The 16,221-nt window shown below is 55.2% G+C and carries 11 protein-coding genes; 6 read left to right on the top strand and 5 right to left on the bottom strand.

The features are described from left to right. The first annotated feature begins 41 nt into the window (after nucleotides 1-41). The 3 genes from aceE (at nucleotide 42) to lpdA (ending at nucleotide 6,224) form a co-directional block, all read left to right on the top strand. A complete protein-coding gene (gene aceE, locus OGX81_RS01245; protein WP_012134048.1) occupies nucleotides 42-2,705 on the top strand; it encodes a pyruvate dehydrogenase (acetyl-transferring), homodimeric type in 2,664 nt (887 codons plus the stop codon). A gap of 14 nt (nucleotides 2,706-2,719) precedes the next feature. Beyond that, nucleotides 2,720-4,597, top strand: coding sequence for a pyruvate dehydrogenase complex dihydrolipoyllysine-residue acetyltransferase (gene aceF / locus OGX81_RS01240; protein WP_104869074.1), 1,878 nt, complete (start codon nucleotides 2,720-2,722; stop codon nucleotides 4,595-4,597). Nucleotides 4,598-4,799: 202 nt separating this feature from the next. Further along, a complete protein-coding gene (lpdA, locus tag OGX81_RS01235; RefSeq protein WP_047463778.1) occupies nucleotides 4,800-6,224 on the top strand; it encodes a dihydrolipoyl dehydrogenase in 1,425 nt (474 codons plus the stop codon). A 125-nt stretch (nucleotides 6,225-6,349) separates the two neighbouring features. Here the strand turns inward: lpdA and OGX81_RS01230 are convergent, their stop codons facing one another. Continuing rightward, nucleotides 6,350-7,141 (bottom strand): DUF2950 family protein, encoded by a 792-nt coding sequence (locus OGX81_RS01230; protein ID WP_104869073.1) that lies wholly within the window; start codon nucleotides 7,139-7,141, stop codon nucleotides 6,350-6,352. 12 nt (nucleotides 7,142-7,153) lie between these two features. Continuing rightward, nucleotides 7,154-8,695, bottom strand: coding sequence for a DUF3300 domain-containing protein (locus tag OGX81_RS01225; protein WP_104869072.1), 1,542 nt, complete (start codon nucleotides 8,693-8,695; stop codon nucleotides 7,154-7,156). 400 nt (nucleotides 8,696-9,095) lie between these two features. Between OGX81_RS01225 and acnB the strand changes: the two genes are divergently transcribed. Both acnB and yacL read left to right on the top strand, forming a co-directional pair. Then, nucleotides 9,096-11,693 carry a bifunctional aconitate hydratase 2/2-methylisocitrate dehydratase gene (gene acnB, locus OGX81_RS01220; RefSeq protein WP_047458888.1) on the top strand — a complete coding sequence of 866 codons (2,598 nt, stop codon included), beginning with the start codon at nucleotides 9,096-9,098 and terminating at the stop codon, nucleotides 11,691-11,693. 176 nt (nucleotides 11,694-11,869) lie between these two features. Then, the gene (gene yacL, locus OGX81_RS01215) at nucleotides 11,870-12,232 is read left to right on the top strand and encodes a protein YacL (RefSeq protein ID WP_012134038.1); all 363 of its coding nucleotides are present in this window, start codon (nucleotides 11,870-11,872) and stop codon (nucleotides 12,230-12,232) included. A 33-nt stretch (nucleotides 12,233-12,265) separates the two neighbouring features. Here yacL and speD read toward each other — a convergent pair whose 3' ends face one another. The 3 genes from speD to OGX81_RS01200 form a co-directional block, all read right to left on the bottom strand. Beyond that, nucleotides 12,266-13,060, bottom strand: a complete 795-nt coding sequence (gene speD / locus OGX81_RS01210) for an adenosylmethionine decarboxylase (protein WP_012134037.1) — start codon at nucleotides 13,058-13,060, stop codon at nucleotides 12,266-12,268. Nucleotides 13,061-13,075: 15 nt separating this feature from the next. Beyond that, nucleotides 13,076-13,942: a polyamine aminopropyltransferase gene (speE, locus tag OGX81_RS01205; RefSeq protein WP_012134036.1), complete on the bottom strand. Its 867-nt coding sequence runs from the start codon at nucleotides 13,940-13,942 to the stop codon at nucleotides 13,076-13,078. Nucleotides 13,943-14,060: 118 nt separating this feature from the next. After that, nucleotides 14,061-14,408 (bottom strand): YacC family pilotin-like protein, encoded by a 348-nt coding sequence (locus tag OGX81_RS01200; protein ID WP_012134034.1) that lies wholly within the window; start codon nucleotides 14,406-14,408, stop codon nucleotides 14,061-14,063. Between the two features lie 167 nt (nucleotides 14,409-14,575). Between OGX81_RS01200 and cueO the strand changes: the two genes are divergently transcribed. Next, nucleotides 14,576-16,126, top strand: a complete 1,551-nt coding sequence (cueO, locus tag OGX81_RS01195) for a multicopper oxidase CueO (protein ID WP_104869071.1) — start codon at nucleotides 14,576-14,578, stop codon at nucleotides 16,124-16,126. Nucleotides 16,127-16,221 lie beyond the last annotated feature (95 nt).

The following is a 16,221-nucleotide window of genomic DNA, read 5'->3' as shown; positions in this document are numbered from 1 at the left end:
TCCAGACAAATCAACGTATTAGATAGATAAGGAATACCCCCATGTCAGAACGTTTCCCAAATGACGTGGATCCGATCGAAACTCGCGACTGGCTACAGGCGATCGAATCGGTCATCCGTGAAGAAGGTGTTGAGCGTGCTCAGTATCTGATTGACCAGCTTCTTTCTGAAGCCCGCAAAGGCGGCGTGAAAGTAGCGGCAGGTGCAGGGGCTAGCAACTATGTAAACACTATTGCCGTTGAAGATGAACCGGAATACCCGGGCAATCTGGAACTGGAGCGTCGTATCCGTTCAGCTATCCGCTGGAACGCCATCATGACCGTACTGCGTGCGTCTAAAAAAGACCTCGAACTGGGTGGCCACATGGCTTCCTTCCAGTCTTCCGCAACCGTTTATGATGTTTGCTTCAACCACTTCTTCCGCGCACGCAATGAGCAGGATGGCGGCGACCTGGTATACTTCCAGGGCCACATCTCCCCGGGCGTGTATGCACGCGCATTCCTGGAAGGCCGTCTGACTGAAGAACAGATGGACAACTTCCGTCAGGAAGTTCATGGCAAAGGCCTCTCTTCCTACCCGCACCCGAAACTGATGCCGGAATTCTGGCAGTTCCCGACCGTATCTATGGGTCTGGGCCCAATCGGCGCGATCTACCAGGCTAAATTCCTGAAATATCTGGAACACCGTGGTCTGAAAGACACGTCCAAACAGACCGTTTACGCTTTCCTGGGCGACGGCGAGATGGACGAGCCGGAATCCAAAGGGGCTATCACCATCGCCACCCGTGAGAAACTGGACAACCTGGTCTTCATCATCAACTGTAACCTGCAACGTCTGGACGGCCCGGTAACCGGTAACGGCAAAATCGTTAACGAACTGGAAGGCATCTTTGACGGCGCTGGCTGGAACGTGATCAAAGTGATGTGGGGCGGTCGTTGGGATGAGCTGCTGCGTAAAGACACCAGCGGTAAACTGATCCAGCTGATGAACGAAACCGTTGACGGCGACTACCAGACCTTCAAATCCAAAGATGGCGCTTACGTACGTGAGCACTTCTTCGGTAAATATCCAGAAACCGCAGCCCTGGTTGCTGACTGGACTGATGAGCAGATCTGGGCACTGAACCGTGGTGGTCACGATCCGAAGAAAGTCTACGCTGCACTGAAAAAAGCGCAGGAAACCAAAGGCAAAGCAACGGTAATCCTGGCCCATACCATCAAAGGTTATGGCATGGGTGACACTGCCGAAGGTAAAAACATCGCGCACCAGGTTAAGAAAATGAACATGGACGGCGTTCGTTACGTCCGCGATCGTTTCAACGTGCCGGTATCCGATGCTGACATCGAAAAACTGCCGTACATTACCTTCCCGGAAGGTTCTGAAGAGCACACTTATCTGCACGCACAGCGTCAGAAACTGCACGGCTACCTGCCGAGCCGCCAGCCGAACTTCACTGAGAAGCTGGAGCTGCCGACCCTGGAAGACTTCGGCGCGCTGCTGGAAGAGCAGAACAAAGAAATCTCCACCACTATCGCTTTCGTTCGTGCCCTGAACGTGATGCTGAAGAACAAGTCGATCAAAGATCGTCTGGTTCCGATCATCGCTGACGAAGCGCGTACTTTCGGTATGGAAGGTCTGTTCCGTCAGATCGGTATTTACAGCCCGAACGGCCAGCAGTACACCCCGCAGGACCGTGAGCAGGTTGCTTACTACAAAGAAGACGAGAAAGGTCAGATTTTGCAGGAAGGTATCAACGAGCTGGGCGCAGGTTCTTCCTGGCTGGCCGCTGCGACCTCTTACAGCACCAACAACCTGCCGATGATCCCGTTCTACATCTACTACTCCATGTTCGGGTTCCAGCGTATCGGCGACCTGTGCTGGGCAGCAGGTGACCAACAGGCGCGCGGCTTCCTGATCGGTGGTACTTCCGGTCGTACGACGCTGAACGGCGAAGGTTTGCAGCACGAAGATGGCCACAGCCACATTCAGTCTCTGACTATCCCGAACTGTATCTCTTACGATCCGTCTTACGCGTACGAAGTTGCGGTCATCATGCACGATGGTCTGGAGCGTATGTACGGTGAGAAACAAGAGAACGTTTACTACTACATCACCACGCTGAACGAAAACTACCACATGCCAGCCATGCCGGAAGGTGCTGAGGAAGGTATCCGTAAAGGTATCTACAAACTCGAAACCCTCGAAGGTAAGAAAGGTAAAGTTCAGCTGCTGGGCTCCGGTTCTATCCTGCGTCACGTTCGTGAAGCAGCAGAGATCCTGGCGAAAGACTACGGCGTAGGTTCTGACGTTTACAGCGTCACCTCCTTCACTGAACTGGCGCGTGATGGCCAGGATTGTGAGCGCTGGAACATGCTGCACCCGCTGGAAACTCCACGCGTTCCGTACATTGCTCAGGTAATGAACGACGCGCCGGCAGTGGCATCGACTGACTATATGAAACTGTTCGCCGAGCAGGTTCGTACTTATGTACCGGCTGATGATTACCGCGTACTGGGTACTGACGGTTTCGGCCGCTCTGACAGCCGTGAGAACCTGCGTCACCACTTCGAAGTGGATGCATCTTATGTGGTTGTTGCGGCTCTGGGCGAGCTGGCTAAACGTGGCGAAATCGATAAGAAAGTGGTAGCGGAAGCCATCACCAAATTCAACATCGATGCAGATAAAGTTAACCCGCGTCTGGCGTAAGAGGTAAAAGAATAATGGCTATCGAAATCAACGTACCGGACATCGGGGCTGATGAAGTTGAAATCACCGAGATCCTGGTCAAAGTGGGCGACAAAGTTGAAGCTGAACAGTCGCTGATCACCGTAGAAGGCGACAAGGCTTCTATGGAAGTTCCATCGCCGCAGGCGGGCGTCGTTAAAGAGATTAAAGTCTCTGTTGGCGACAAAACCGCGACGGGCGCACTTATCATGATTTTCGATTCCGCCGACGGTGCAGCTGACGCTGCGCCTGCTCCGGCAGAAGAGAAGAAAGAAGCCGCTCCTGCTGCTGCGGCAGCGAAAGACGTACACGTACCGGATATCGGCGGCGACGAAGTTGAAGTCACCGAGATCCTGGTGAAAGTGGGCGACACCGTTGCGGCTGAGCAGTCGCTGATCACCGTAGAAGGCGACAAGGCCTCTATGGAAGTGCCGGCGCCGTTCGCGGGTACGGTTAAAGAGATCAAAGTCAACGCTGGCGATAAAGTGTCTACCGGCTCTCTGATCATGGTATTCGAAGTAGCGGGCGCTGCGCCTGCTGCTGCGCCAGCTCAGGCGGCAGCACCAGCAGCGGCGGCTCCGGCAGCAGCGGCTGGCGCGAAAGACGTTAACGTACCGGACATCGGCGGCGACGAAGTTGAAGTCACCGAAGTGATGGTTAAAGTCGGCGATAAAGTTGAAGCTGAACAGTCGCTGATCACCGTAGAAGGCGACAAAGCCTCTATGGAAGTGCCGGCGCCGTTCGCGGGCGTGGTTAAAGAGCTGAAAGTTAACGTTGGCGACAAAGTGTCTACCGGCTCTCTGATTATGGTCTTCGAAGTGGAAGGCGCTGCCCCTGCCGCGGCTCCGGCTGCTGCTCCGGCACCTGCCGCTGCACCTGCTCAGGCCGCTAAACCGGCTGCTGCGCCTGCGGCAAAAGCGGAAGGCAAATCTGAGTTTGCTGAAAACGACGCTTACGTTCACGCGACCCCGCTGATTCGCCGCCTGGCGCGCGAGTTCGGCGTTAACCTGGCGAAAGTGAAGGGCACTGGCCGTAAAGGTCGTATCCTGCGCGAAGACGTTCAGGCTTACGTGAAAGACGCTATCAAGCGCGCTGAATCCGCGCCAGCGGGCGCAACCGGCGGTTCTCTGCCAGGTCTGCTGCCGTGGCCGAAAGTGGACTTCAGCAAGTTTGGTGAAGTGGAAGAAGTTGAACTGGGCCGCATCCAGAAAATCTCTGGTGCTAACCTGAGCCGTAACTGGGTGATGATCCCGCACGTTACGCACTTCGACAAAACGGATATCACCGATCTGGAAGCGTTCCGTAAGCAGCAGAATGCGGAAGCTGAAAAACGTAAGCTGGACGTGAAATTCACGCCAGTGGTCTTCATCATGAAAGCCGTTGCCGCTGCTCTGGAACAGATGCCGCGCTTCAACAGCTCTCTGTCTGAAGACGGTCAGCGCCTGACGTTGAAGAAGTACATCAACATTGGTGTTGCGGTTGACACGCCGAACGGTCTGGTTGTTCCGGTGTTCAAAGATGTGAACAAGAAGAGCATTACTGAGCTGTCCCGTGAACTGACGACCATCTCTAAGAAAGCGCGTGATGGTAAGCTGACCGCTGGCGAAATGCAGGGCGGTTGCTTCACTATCTCCAGCATCGGCGGCCTGGGCACCACCCACTTCGCGCCGATTGTGAACGCGCCGGAAGTGGCTATCCTCGGCGTTTCTAAGTCCGCAATGGAACCGGTGTGGAATGGTAAAGAGTTTACTCCGCGTCTGATGATGCCGATTTCTCTCTCCTTCGACCACCGCGTGATTGACGGTGCTGATGGTGCTCGCTTTATCACCATCATCAACAACACGCTGTCTGACATTCGCCGTCTGGTGATGTAAGCAAGCAAAAAAGTCGGCCTGACGGCCGGCTTTTTTCTGGTAATCTCATGAAGTGAGTGAGGTTATCGTGCGAAAGACAAATCGGTTGCCGTTTGTTGTTTCAAAATTGTTAACAATTTTGTAAAATACGGGCGGATAGAACGACCCGGTGGATGATGGGCGACAAGACCAGGGATCGCCGGGAATAAATTAAGAGGTCATGATGAGTACTGAAATCAAAACTCAGGTCGTGGTACTTGGGGCAGGCCCGGCAGGTTACTCTGCTGCCTTCCGTTGCGCTGATTTAGGTCTGGAAACCGTAATCGTAGAACGTTACAACACCCTCGGCGGTGTTTGTCTGAACGTCGGCTGTATCCCTTCTAAAGCTCTTCTGCACGTAGCAAAAGTTATCGAAGAAGCCAAAGCACTGGCTGAACACGGTATCGTTTTTGGCGAGCCGAAAACCGATATCGACAAAATTCGTACCTGGAAAGAGAAAGTTATCACTCAGCTGACCGGCGGTCTGGCTGGTATGGCGAAAGGCCGTAAAGTGAAAGTGGTAAACGGTCTGGGTAAATTCACCGGGGCCAACACCCTGGAAGTGGAAGGCGAGAACGGCAAAACCGTGATCAACTTCGACAACGCGATTATTGCAGCAGGTTCCCGTCCGATCCAACTGCCGTTTATTCCGCACGAAGATCCGCGCGTCTGGGACTCCACCGACGCACTGGAACTGAAATCCGTACCGAAACGTCTGCTGGTTATGGGCGGCGGTATCATCGGTCTGGAAATGGGTACGGTGTACCATGCGCTGGGTTCAGAGATCGACGTGGTTGAAATGTTCGACCAGGTTATCCCGGCGGCTGACAAAGACATCGTTAAAGTCTTCACCAAACGCATCGGCAAGAAATTCAACCTGATGCTGGAAACCAAAGTGACCGCCGTTGAAGCGAAAGAAGACGGTATTTACGTTTCCATGGAAGGCAAAAAAGCACCAGCAGAAGCACAGCGTTACGATGCGGTGCTGGTGGCTATCGGCCGTGTGCCGAACGGTAAAAACCTCGATGCTGGCAAGGCTGGCGTAGAAGTTGACGACCGTGGCTTCATCCGCGTAGACAAACAGCTGCGCACTAACGTACCGCACATCTTTGCTATCGGCGATATCGTCGGTCAGCCGATGCTGGCGCACAAAGGTGTTCACGAAGGTCACGTTGCCGCTGAGGTTATCGCCGGTAAGAAACACTACTTCGATCCGAAAGTTATTCCGTCCATCGCCTACACTGAGCCAGAAGTTGCATGGGTAGGTCTGACGGAGAAAGAAGCGAAAGAGAAAGGCATCAGCTACGAAACCGCCACCTTCCCGTGGGCTGCATCTGGCCGTGCTATCGCTTCTGACTGCGCAGACGGTATGACCAAGCTGATTTTCGACAAAGAGTCTCACCGTGTTATCGGTGGTGCGATTGTCGGCACCAACGGCGGCGAGCTGCTGGGCGAAATCGGTCTGGCGATCGAGATGGGCTGTGATGCTGAAGACATCGCGCTGACTATCCACGCTCACCCGACTCTGCACGAGTCCGTTGGCCTGGCAGCCGAAGTGTTCGAAGGCAGCATCACCGACCTGCCGAACCCGAAAGCGAAGAAGAAATAATCTTCTGAGTGGATAAAGAAAAAGCGGCTTAGCGGCCGCTTTTTTATTGGGGTAAATCCTGACCCGGGTTTTACCGGATGGCGGCATCAACGCCTTATCCGGCCTGTAATCTTTGATAACCGCTTTTACTCAACGGTCTGCCAGTGGGCATCGGCATTGAATTTATTGATTTTCGCGACGTTCTTCTCCGTCTCTCTTCCCAGGTTCGCCTGATACACCTTATCGTCCTGATTCACCATAAAGCTCATGACGCCCGTCTTCCCCCAAATTACCGGCCAGGCCAGCAGGGCGAAACCGTCCTTTTCGCTATCGGGAATAATGCGGAAATGGTAGCCGTGATAACCCTCACCGGGTGCCGAAGGACTGAATGCCGGGCCTAACGGGCTGGGCATCTCGCCGGGTTGTACCGGCCAGTACAGTCCATCCTGCTGACCTTTGCTACTGATGAGTTTTGTCGCGAACCTCTGTTTGCGTTGCCAGTAATCGTATTGGGCATCCACATAGGCGCGCATCGCTTCTATCGCCGACAGTTCATTGCGGCCGATGGCGCGGGTGAGGATCTCGTCCTGAGCGGCTGCCATATCAAAATGCCAGCCATCAGCATCTTTCATCATCGGTACAGGCAGTTGCCACTCGTCGCGCCCGACGTTCAGGTGCGCGGTATCGCCTTGCTGCACGATACGGTGGCTGATTTTCCAGTCGCGGTTAAAGCGAGCAACGGCTTCGGGGTCGGCGCCTTCCTGCGGCAGAAACTGTCGCCAGTTATCGCCCAATAGCGCCGTCAACTGCGCCTCGTTTTGCGTGGCGACTGCGGTCGCGAACGCCGTTGCCGCGTCGCCAGGCGAAGGGAAGCGTTGTTGCGCGTAGCTCAACAACGGCAGCGACAGCAGCAGGGTGCTTAACAGGATTTTTTTCATCATCGACTCCGGTTAACGACGGCGAAATTCATGGCGCTCGGAAAGGTGTTCACGCGCAGCGGCACGCTGTTCAGTATTGAGATTGCCGACGTGACGACTCTGCTGGCCGCGCTGCTGCTGAGATTGCCAGGAGGGCGAACGGCTGTCGTTACCGCTGAACACATTGGCATGGTTCTGCCGGAAGGTCTGACGCTGCTGCGGCGTGGCGGATGCGACGCGCTGGTGAACGGTCTCCCGTTGCTGCTGTGACAGTGAATGTGACTGAACCGACTCCCTGTGAACGCTGTCTTGCCGGGTGTCGTAGCCGCGATAGTTATTCCGCTGGGCAATCTGGTTTAGCTGCTGCGAGGCCGCTTTGCGCTGGGCATCGCGGGACGTCGTGGCAGGCGGTTGGGTTCGCGTGGCGGGAGACGCGTGGCTGTGCTGCTGGAATTGCGCCATCGCCGCCTGACGCTGGCTGTCGCGGGAGGCTGGCGTCTGTTGAGTGGCGCTTAACCCGCCGCTGACATCGGTTTGATGAAAACGTTGGGACACCGCGTTGTTCTGATAGGGCACGCCGTTGCGATACGCCGGGTTGTGCTGCCAGGCCATTGTCTGCCCTTTGAGATTTTGCCCGGTAATGTGATTGAAGTTATTCACATTGATATTGATGTTATCCCCGTTGTGCTGGTAGCCATTGCCGCCGTGATGGTCGTTATCATCGTGGTGGTGATGGTCATCGTCGTGGTGATGATGATCGTCGTCCCAGTCGATGCTGCTGAACAACGCGTAGGTGGTGGCGACGCCGAGGCTATAACCAAAGCCTTTCACGAAACTGTCGGCGAATTGCTGTCCGGGAGGCGGCGGCAGATACACGGGCGGGTAAGCGGTGTTCGGCCAGGCGCCGTAAACGGTCGCGGGATTATAGTTGGGAACATAGACGACCTGTGGATCGGCGGGCTCAATTTTGATCACCGTCGGCGTCGTGCTCTGTACGTTAGCGGCGGCGTTCTGCTTCGGCGTGCTGCTGACCGTTTGCTGCGGCGTGGATTTCAGCGAGCCGGTTTGCTGCGCCAGTAAACGCAACCGTTGCACCGCGTCCATGACGTCCTGCGGCTGGGCCAGAAAAGCGTCGCCAAGGTTTTGCACCCACGTTGGGTTTTCGCCCATCAGCGCCATCAACTGGGGAAACGCCACCAGTGATTTCACGCTCGGGTCCCAGGGCTGACCGGAGACGGCCTGTATCGCCGCGTCGCCTTGCAGGGTTGGGTTGTCATGCGACCACTGCACCGCCTGAACCACGTTCGCCGGATAGGTGGCGGCCATCAGCACCTGAGAAAGCAGCGAGTCAGGGTAGAGCGCTATCGGGGCGACCCATTGATCGATTTGCGCTGCGGTAAACGCGGCTTTTGTTTCAGGTTCCGCGGCGGCGGTCGGCTGCGGCTGCACGGCAACGGGCGCGGGTTGAAGCGGGGCTTCGGGCGTGCGGCTTTTTACATACAACACACCCGAAGCGGCAAATAACCCTGCGCTGCATACCAGCGCAATTACATGGGGCTTAAAGGGCAACGTCATTTTATCTCTCCCGATTCCTGAAGAATCGTCATGGTCATTATGCCTGCCGCCAGCGGGTGCGGTGTTGCGTGAGTATAGGGCGGCGGGAGTTTAATTTTTGACTAATATTGGGATCGCTACCGTCAGGTGATGATTAGCGTTCGAAATAATGTGAGCAAACGTTACAGGGGAAAATGTCTCTTTCCTGAAAAGGTGAAGGGCAATAGACCATGCGTAACGATTCAGCCACTTTTTTATGTTGCTTTTTTGTAAACAGATTAACACCCCACTAAAATCCTGCTATTCTGCCCGTTGCGGTATCGGGCATTTACCCTACAAACTGCTGTCTCACAGGAGCGTGAAGAGAATCGCCCATATACAAAAGCGCCGCACTATGACAATGAGAGCGAGGAGAACCGTCGTGCTAGAAGAATACCGTAAGCACGTAGCTGAGCGTGCCGCCCTTGGGATTGTGCCCAAACCCTTAGATGCAACCCAAATGGCCGCACTTGTCGAGCTGCTGAAGACCCCGCCTGTGGGCGAAGAAGAATTCCTGTTAGACCTGTTAATCAACCGTGTTCCCCCTGGCGTCGATGAAGCCGCCTATGTAAAAGCGGGCTTTCTCGCTGCCGTCGCGAAAGGCGACACCACCTCCCCGCTGGTTACTCCAGAAAAAGCCATTGAACTGCTGGGCACCATGCAGGGTGGTTACAACATTCATCCACTGATCGACGCGCTGGACGATGCCAAACTGGCGCCGATTGCCGCCAAAGCGCTGTCCCATACCCTGCTGATGTTCGACAACTTCTACGATGTAGAAGAAAAAGCCAAAGCGGGCAACGAATATGCGAAGCAGGTGATGCAGTCCTGGGCCGATGCCGAATGGTTCCTGAACCGTCCTGCTCTGGCTGAAAAAATCACTGTTACCGTCTTTAAAGTGACCGGTGAAACCAACACCGACGACCTCTCTCCGGCGCCAGATGCCTGGTCCCGCCCGGACATTCCGCTGCACGCGCTGGCGATGCTGAAAAACGCCCGTGAAGGCATTGAGCCGGATCAGCCTGGCGTGGTGGGGCCGATCAAACAGATCGAAGCGTTGCAGCAAAAAGGCTATCCGTTAGCCTACGTGGGCGACGTTGTCGGCACCGGTTCTTCGCGTAAATCTGCCACCAACTCCGTGTTGTGGTTCATGGGCGATGACATCCCGAATGTGCCGAACAAACGCGGCGGCGGTCTGTGTCTTGGCGGCAAAATTGCGCCTATCTTCTTTAACACGATGGAAGATGCGGGCGCGCTGCCCATTGAAGTGGACGTGAATAACCTGAACATGGGCGATGTGATTGACGTTTACCCGTACAAAGGTGAAGTCCGCCATCACGAAACCGGCGAACTGCTGGCGAGCTTTGAACTGAAAACCGACGTGCTGATCGACGAAGTGCGCGCGGGCGGTCGTATTCCGTTGATCATCGGTCGCGGCCTGACCACCAAAGCGCGTGAAGCGCTGGGTCTGCCGCACAGCGATGTGTTCCGTCAGGCGAAAGACGTGGCGGAAAGCGCTCGCGGCTACTCGCTGGCGCAGAAGATGGTGGGCCGCGCCTGCGGCGTTGCCGGTATCCGTCCGGGCGCTTACTGCGAACCGAAAATGACCTCCGTAGGCTCTCAGGATACCACTGGCCCAATGACCCGTGACGAACTGAAAGACCTGGCGTGCCTGGGCTTCTCGTCTGACCTGGTGATGCAGTCTTTCTGCCATACTGCGGCGTATCCGAAGCCGGTTGACGTAACTACGCACCACACGCTGCCGGATTTCATCATGAACCGTGGCGGCGTCTCTCTGCGTCCGGGCGATGGCGTAATCCACTCCTGGCTGAACCGTATGCTGCTGCCGGATACCGTTGGTACGGGCGGCGACTCCCATACCCGTTTCCCGATTGGCATCTCCTTCCCGGCGGGTTCTGGCCTGGTGGCATTTGCGGCGGCGACTGGCGTCATGCCGCTGGATATGCCGGAATCAGTGCTGGTGCGCTTCAAAGGCAAAATGCAGCCGGGTATCACCCTGCGCGATCTGGTACACGCGATCCCGCTGTACGCGATCAAACAGGGTCTGCTGACCGTTGAGAAGAAGGGTAAGAAAAACATCTTCTCTGGCCGTATTCTGGAAATCGAAGGGCTGCCGGACCTGAAAGTGGAACAGGCGTTTGAGCTGACCGATGCCTCTGCGGAGCGTTCTGCGGCAGGCTGTACCATTAAGCTCAACAAAGAGCCGATTATCGAGTACCTGAACTCCAACATCGTTCTGCTGAAGTGGATGATTGCGGAAGGTTACGGCGATCGCCGCACCCTGGAGCGCCGTATTCAGGGCATGGAAAAATGGCTGGCGGACCCGCAGTTGCTGGAAGCGGACGCGGATGCCGATTATGCGGCGGTGATCGAGATCGATCTGGCTGATATCAAAGAGCCGATCCTCTGCGCGCCGAACGATCCTGACGATGCGCGTCTGCTGTCTGATGTGCAGGGCGAGAAGATTGACGAAGTCTTTATCGGTTCCTGTATGACCAACATCGGTCACTTCCGTGCGGCAGGTAAACTGCTGGATGCGCACAAAGGCCAGTTGCCGACCCGCCTGTGGGTGGCGCCGCCAACCCGTATGGATGCCGCGCAGTTGACCGAAGAGGGCTACTATAGCGTCTTTGGTAAGAGCGGCGCGCGGATTGAAATTCCAGGCTGTTCACTGTGCATGGGGAACCAGGCGCGTGTGGCTGACGGGGCGACGGTTGTTTCTACCTCAACCCGTAACTTCCCGAACCGTCTGGGAACCGGGGCGAACGTCTATCTGGCTTCTGCGGAACTGGCGGCGGTTGCGGCGCTGATCGGCAAACTGCCGACGCCGGAAGAGTACCAGACCTACGTTGCGCAGGTGGATAAAACCGCCGTGGATACCTACCGTTATCTGAACTTCGATCAGCTTTCCCAGTACACCGAGAAAGCCGACGGCGTGATTTTCCAGACCGCGGTGTAACGGCTCCGACCTGTTCTGCGTAAAAACGCATCAATGCCCGGTGAACCTTGCGTCACCGGGCATTTTTATTTCTATTCCTTCCGCCCGTTCCGCTTTTTTTCTTCCGTTGTGCTGCGATAATTACAGCATGGGCGCAATGCGGTAATGGCGCATTGCCGGGAGCAGAGGAACACATTATGGATTACGAATTTCTGCGCGATATTACCGGAGTGGTAAAAGTGCGAATGTCCATGGGCCACGAGGTGGTGGGGCACTGGTTTAACGAAGAAGTGAAAGAGAACCTGGCCTTGCTTGATGAAGTGGAACAAGCGGCGCGTGCGCTAAAGGGCAGTGAGCGTTCCTGGCAACGGGCGGGACATGAATATACGCTCTGGATGGATGGCGAAGAGGTGATGGTTCGCGCTAATCAACTGGAGTTTACCGGCGACGAAATGGAAGAGGGGATGAACTACTACGACGAAGAGAGCTTATCGCTCTGCGGCGTGGAGGACTTTCTTCAGGTTGTTGCGGCTTACCGTCATTTCATTCAACAACGCTAAATACGGTGGAGCCTCCGTGCTCCGCCGTTACGCTTATACCGCAGGGATATTGCGGCCGTAGTAAATCTCGCGCATCTCTTTCCACAGCGCAGCGGTAATCTCTTTGCGCTCGGTTTCCGTCAGATCTTCCGGTTTAGTGTGGAACATGTAGTGCTTAAGATCGAACTCTTTAAGCAGCATCTTGGTATGGAAGATATTTTCCTGATACACGTTCACATCCACCATGTCATACAGCGACTTCATGTCGTCGGACATAAAGTTCTGAATGGAATTAATCTCATGATCGATAAAGTGTTTCATGCCGTTGACGTCGCGGGTAAACCCACGCACGCGGTAGTCGATGGTGACGATATCGGACTCTAACTGGTGGATCAGGTAATTCAGCGCCTTCAGCGGGGAAATCACGCCGCAGGTCGAAACTTCAATGTCGGCGCGGAAGGTGCACAATCCGCCTTCCGGGTGGCTTTCCGGGTAGGTATGCACGCAGATATGGCTCTTATCCAGATGGGCGACGACGGCCTCGGGCAGCGGGCCGGGATGCTCTGTTTTGTCGATAAGCTGTGGGTCGACCGGCTCTTCGCTTACCAGAATAGTGACGCTGGCGCCCTGGGGTTCATAATCCTGGCGGGCGATATTCAGGATATTCGCGCCGATGATGGAGCACGTCTCTGACAGAATTTCCGTCAGGCGATTGGCGTTATAGAGTTCATCGATATAGGCAATGTAACCATCGCGCTCTTCTGCGGTTTTGGCGTAGCAGATATCGTAAATACAAAAACTCAGACTTTTGGTCAGATTATTAAAGCCATGCAGTTTCAGTTTTTTCAATTTCTTATCTTCTCCTTAGGACGACGGTGTTGCGAGCGCGTCTTGCAAATACTGAGGTAAGGCAAAAGCTGCCGTGTGAACAGACGGATTGTAGTAACGGCATTTCAGGCCGGAGGTATGGAAACGCGCCTGAATAATCTCGGTTGACAGGTGGCGCAGCGCGTCATTGTCCGTCGCCCACGCGAAGGTCATAATGCCGCCGTAGTAGGTCGGAATGGCTGCCTGGTAGAAGCTGACATCGCCAAAGTAATGGCTGAGCTTGCGGTGGCTGTCAATGGCTTCATCCTGTTGCAGGAAGCAGACGCCGTTCTGTGCGACAAAGATCCCGCCAGGATTCAGACAGCGCTTGCAACCTTCATAGAAGGTTGAGGTGAACAGACTCTCGCCGGGGCCGATCGGATCGGTACAGTCGGAGATGATCACATCAAAGGTCTGGCTGGTCTGATTCACGAAGTTAACGCCATCGTCGATCACCAGATTAAAACGCGGATCGTCATAGCTGCCTGCGTTGTGATTCGGCAGATACTGACGGCAGAAAGAGACCACGCCTGCGTCGATCTCCACCATCGTGATGGTTTCGACATTTTTATGCCGTGTCACTTCACGCAGCATTGCGCCGTCGCCGCCGCCGATGATCAGCACATGTTTCGCGTGGCCGTGTGCCAGCAGCGGAACGTGGGTCATCATCTCGTGATAGATAAACTCATCGCGCTCGGTGGTTTGCACCACGCCGTCCAGCGCCATTACGCGGCCAAACGCGGCGTTCTCGAAAATAATCAGATCCTGGTGATCGGTTTTCTCGTGATACAGCACGTTGTCCACGGCAAAGTACTGACCAAACTGGTCGTGTAGCGTTTCATGCCACTTCGTATTTTCGGCCATTGGCTGATACCTCCATTGTTAACACCCGTAAAAAATGGGCGCAACATAATAGCTAACAATGACCGATGATGCACGGTCATTATTTCAGCAATAAGGTATCCGTTGGGTATAACGCGAGTTATTTTACGTAGGCCAGCAAACTCAGGGAATCGCGCGCCAGCGCTTTGCATTTTTTGGCGACGGGAATACCGATGCCGCTCAGATCGCGGTAGCTGTCTTCACCGAGGGATTTCATGTCGAAGGAGTCGTAATTGCTGAGGTCCCACTGGTTTTGCTGGGCAAAAAAGACCAGTGCGCGACGAATCTGACCGTTCGGGAGATTCTGGTAGCCGCAGTCATTTTTCAGAAAGACGAACACCGCCGTTAAATCTGCCATATCTTCGGCTTCGGATTCACTGAGCGCATAGCTGTTTGCGCATACGGCCATCAGGCTGCCGAACAACACTGTTCTGAAAAACGTCTTCATTGCTTCTACCACTGCATCACGGAAATTAAACGTTAGCACACTGCGGGCGAGGCGACGACATTTATTATTGTATCCGACGGGCGTCTGTGACTTGACCTTCCCGTAAGGGGAGGGTCTATGCTCAAAGGTCAGACTGCGTCCCGCCGGTTGAAAATAAGGAAGTGATTATGCAACGTCGTGATTTCTTAAAATATTCTGTGGCGCTTGGGGTCGCATCGGCACTGCCGTTGTGGAGCCGCGCCGCGTTTGCTGCGGAACGTCCCGCGTTACCCATTCCCGATCTTTTAACCGCCGACGCGCGCAATCACATTTCGCTGATTGTCAAAGCCGGACAGTCGACCTTCGCGGGTAAAACGGCAACGACCTGGGGTTACAACGGCACGCTACTCGGGCCGGCGCTAAAACTGCGCAAAGGTCAGCGTATTACCGTGGATATTCATAACCAGCTTGCCGAGGAGACGACGCTGCACTGGCATGGGCTGGAAGTCCCCGGCGAGGTGGACGGCGGCCCGCAGGGGGTGATTGCGGCGGGCGGCAAGCGCTCCGTCACCTTCACGCCTGAACAGCGTGCGGCAACCTGCTGGTTCCACCCTCATCAGCATGGGAAAACCGGTCGTCAGGTGGCGATGGGACTGGCGGGCCTGGTACTGATTGAAGATGAAGACATTGGCAAACTGCTCCTGCCGAAACAGTGGGGGATAGACGATGTGCCGGTGATTATTCAGGACAAACAGTTTTCTCCTGACGGACAAATCAATTATCAGCTGGATATGATGACCGCCGCCGTCGGGTGGTTTGGCGACACGCTGCTGACCAACGGGGCGATTTATCCGCAGCATGCTGCGCCAAAAGGCTGGCTGCGTCTGCGCCTGCTGAATGGCTGCAACGCGCGTTCATTGAACATCGCTACCAGCGACAACCGCCCGCTGTATGTTATCGCCAGCGATGGCGGCCTGCTGGCGGAGCCGGTGAAGGTAAACGCACTGCCCATGTTAATGGGGGAGCGTTTCGAAGTGCTTATCGACATCAGCGACGGCAAAGCGTTTGAGTTGATGACGTTGCCCGTCAGCCAGATGGGGATGACGATCGCGCCGTTTGATAAACCGCACCCGGTTATGCATATCCAGCCGCTGGCGGTCACGGCCTCCGGCACTTTGCCGGATACGCTGACCACGATGCCTGCATTGCCTTCTCTTGATGGCCTGAAGCAGCGAAAACTGCAACTGTCGATGGACCCGATGCTCGACATGATGGGTATGCAGATGCTGATGCAAAAGTATGGCGACCGGGCGATGGCGGGAATGGATCATGGGCAGATGATGGGGCATATGAATCACGGTAGTGGTGGGCATATGAACCACGGCGGGAAGTTCGATTTCCACAATGCCAATAAGATCAACGGCCAGGCGTTTGATATGACGACACCGATGTTTGCCGCCGCCAAAGGGCAGTATGAGCGTTGGGTTATTTCCGGCGAAGGCGACATGATGCTGCATCCGTTCCATATTCATGGTACGCAGTTCCGCATCCTGTCGGAAAACGGCAGCGCTCCGGCGGCGCATCGCGCAGGCTGGAAGGATACGGTGCGGGTTGAAGGCGGGATCAGCGAGGTGCTGGTGAAGTTTGATCACGAGGCATCGCAAGAACATGCTTACATGGCGCACTGCCATCTGCTGGAGCATGAAGATACAGGCATGATGCTTGGCTTTACGGTATAAATATGCCGGATGGCGCTAGCGCTTATCCGGCCTACAGTCTCGGTTTTACGGTATAAACATGCCGGTTGGCGCTGACGCTTATCCGGTCTACAGTA

This window comes from Citrobacter sp. CK206 (assembly GCF_030333125.1).
GTDB classification, from domain to species: Bacteria; Pseudomonadota; Gammaproteobacteria; order Enterobacterales; family Enterobacteriaceae; genus Citrobacter_B; species Citrobacter_B koseri.
This window is presented reverse-complemented; position numbering and strand designations above follow the sequence as displayed.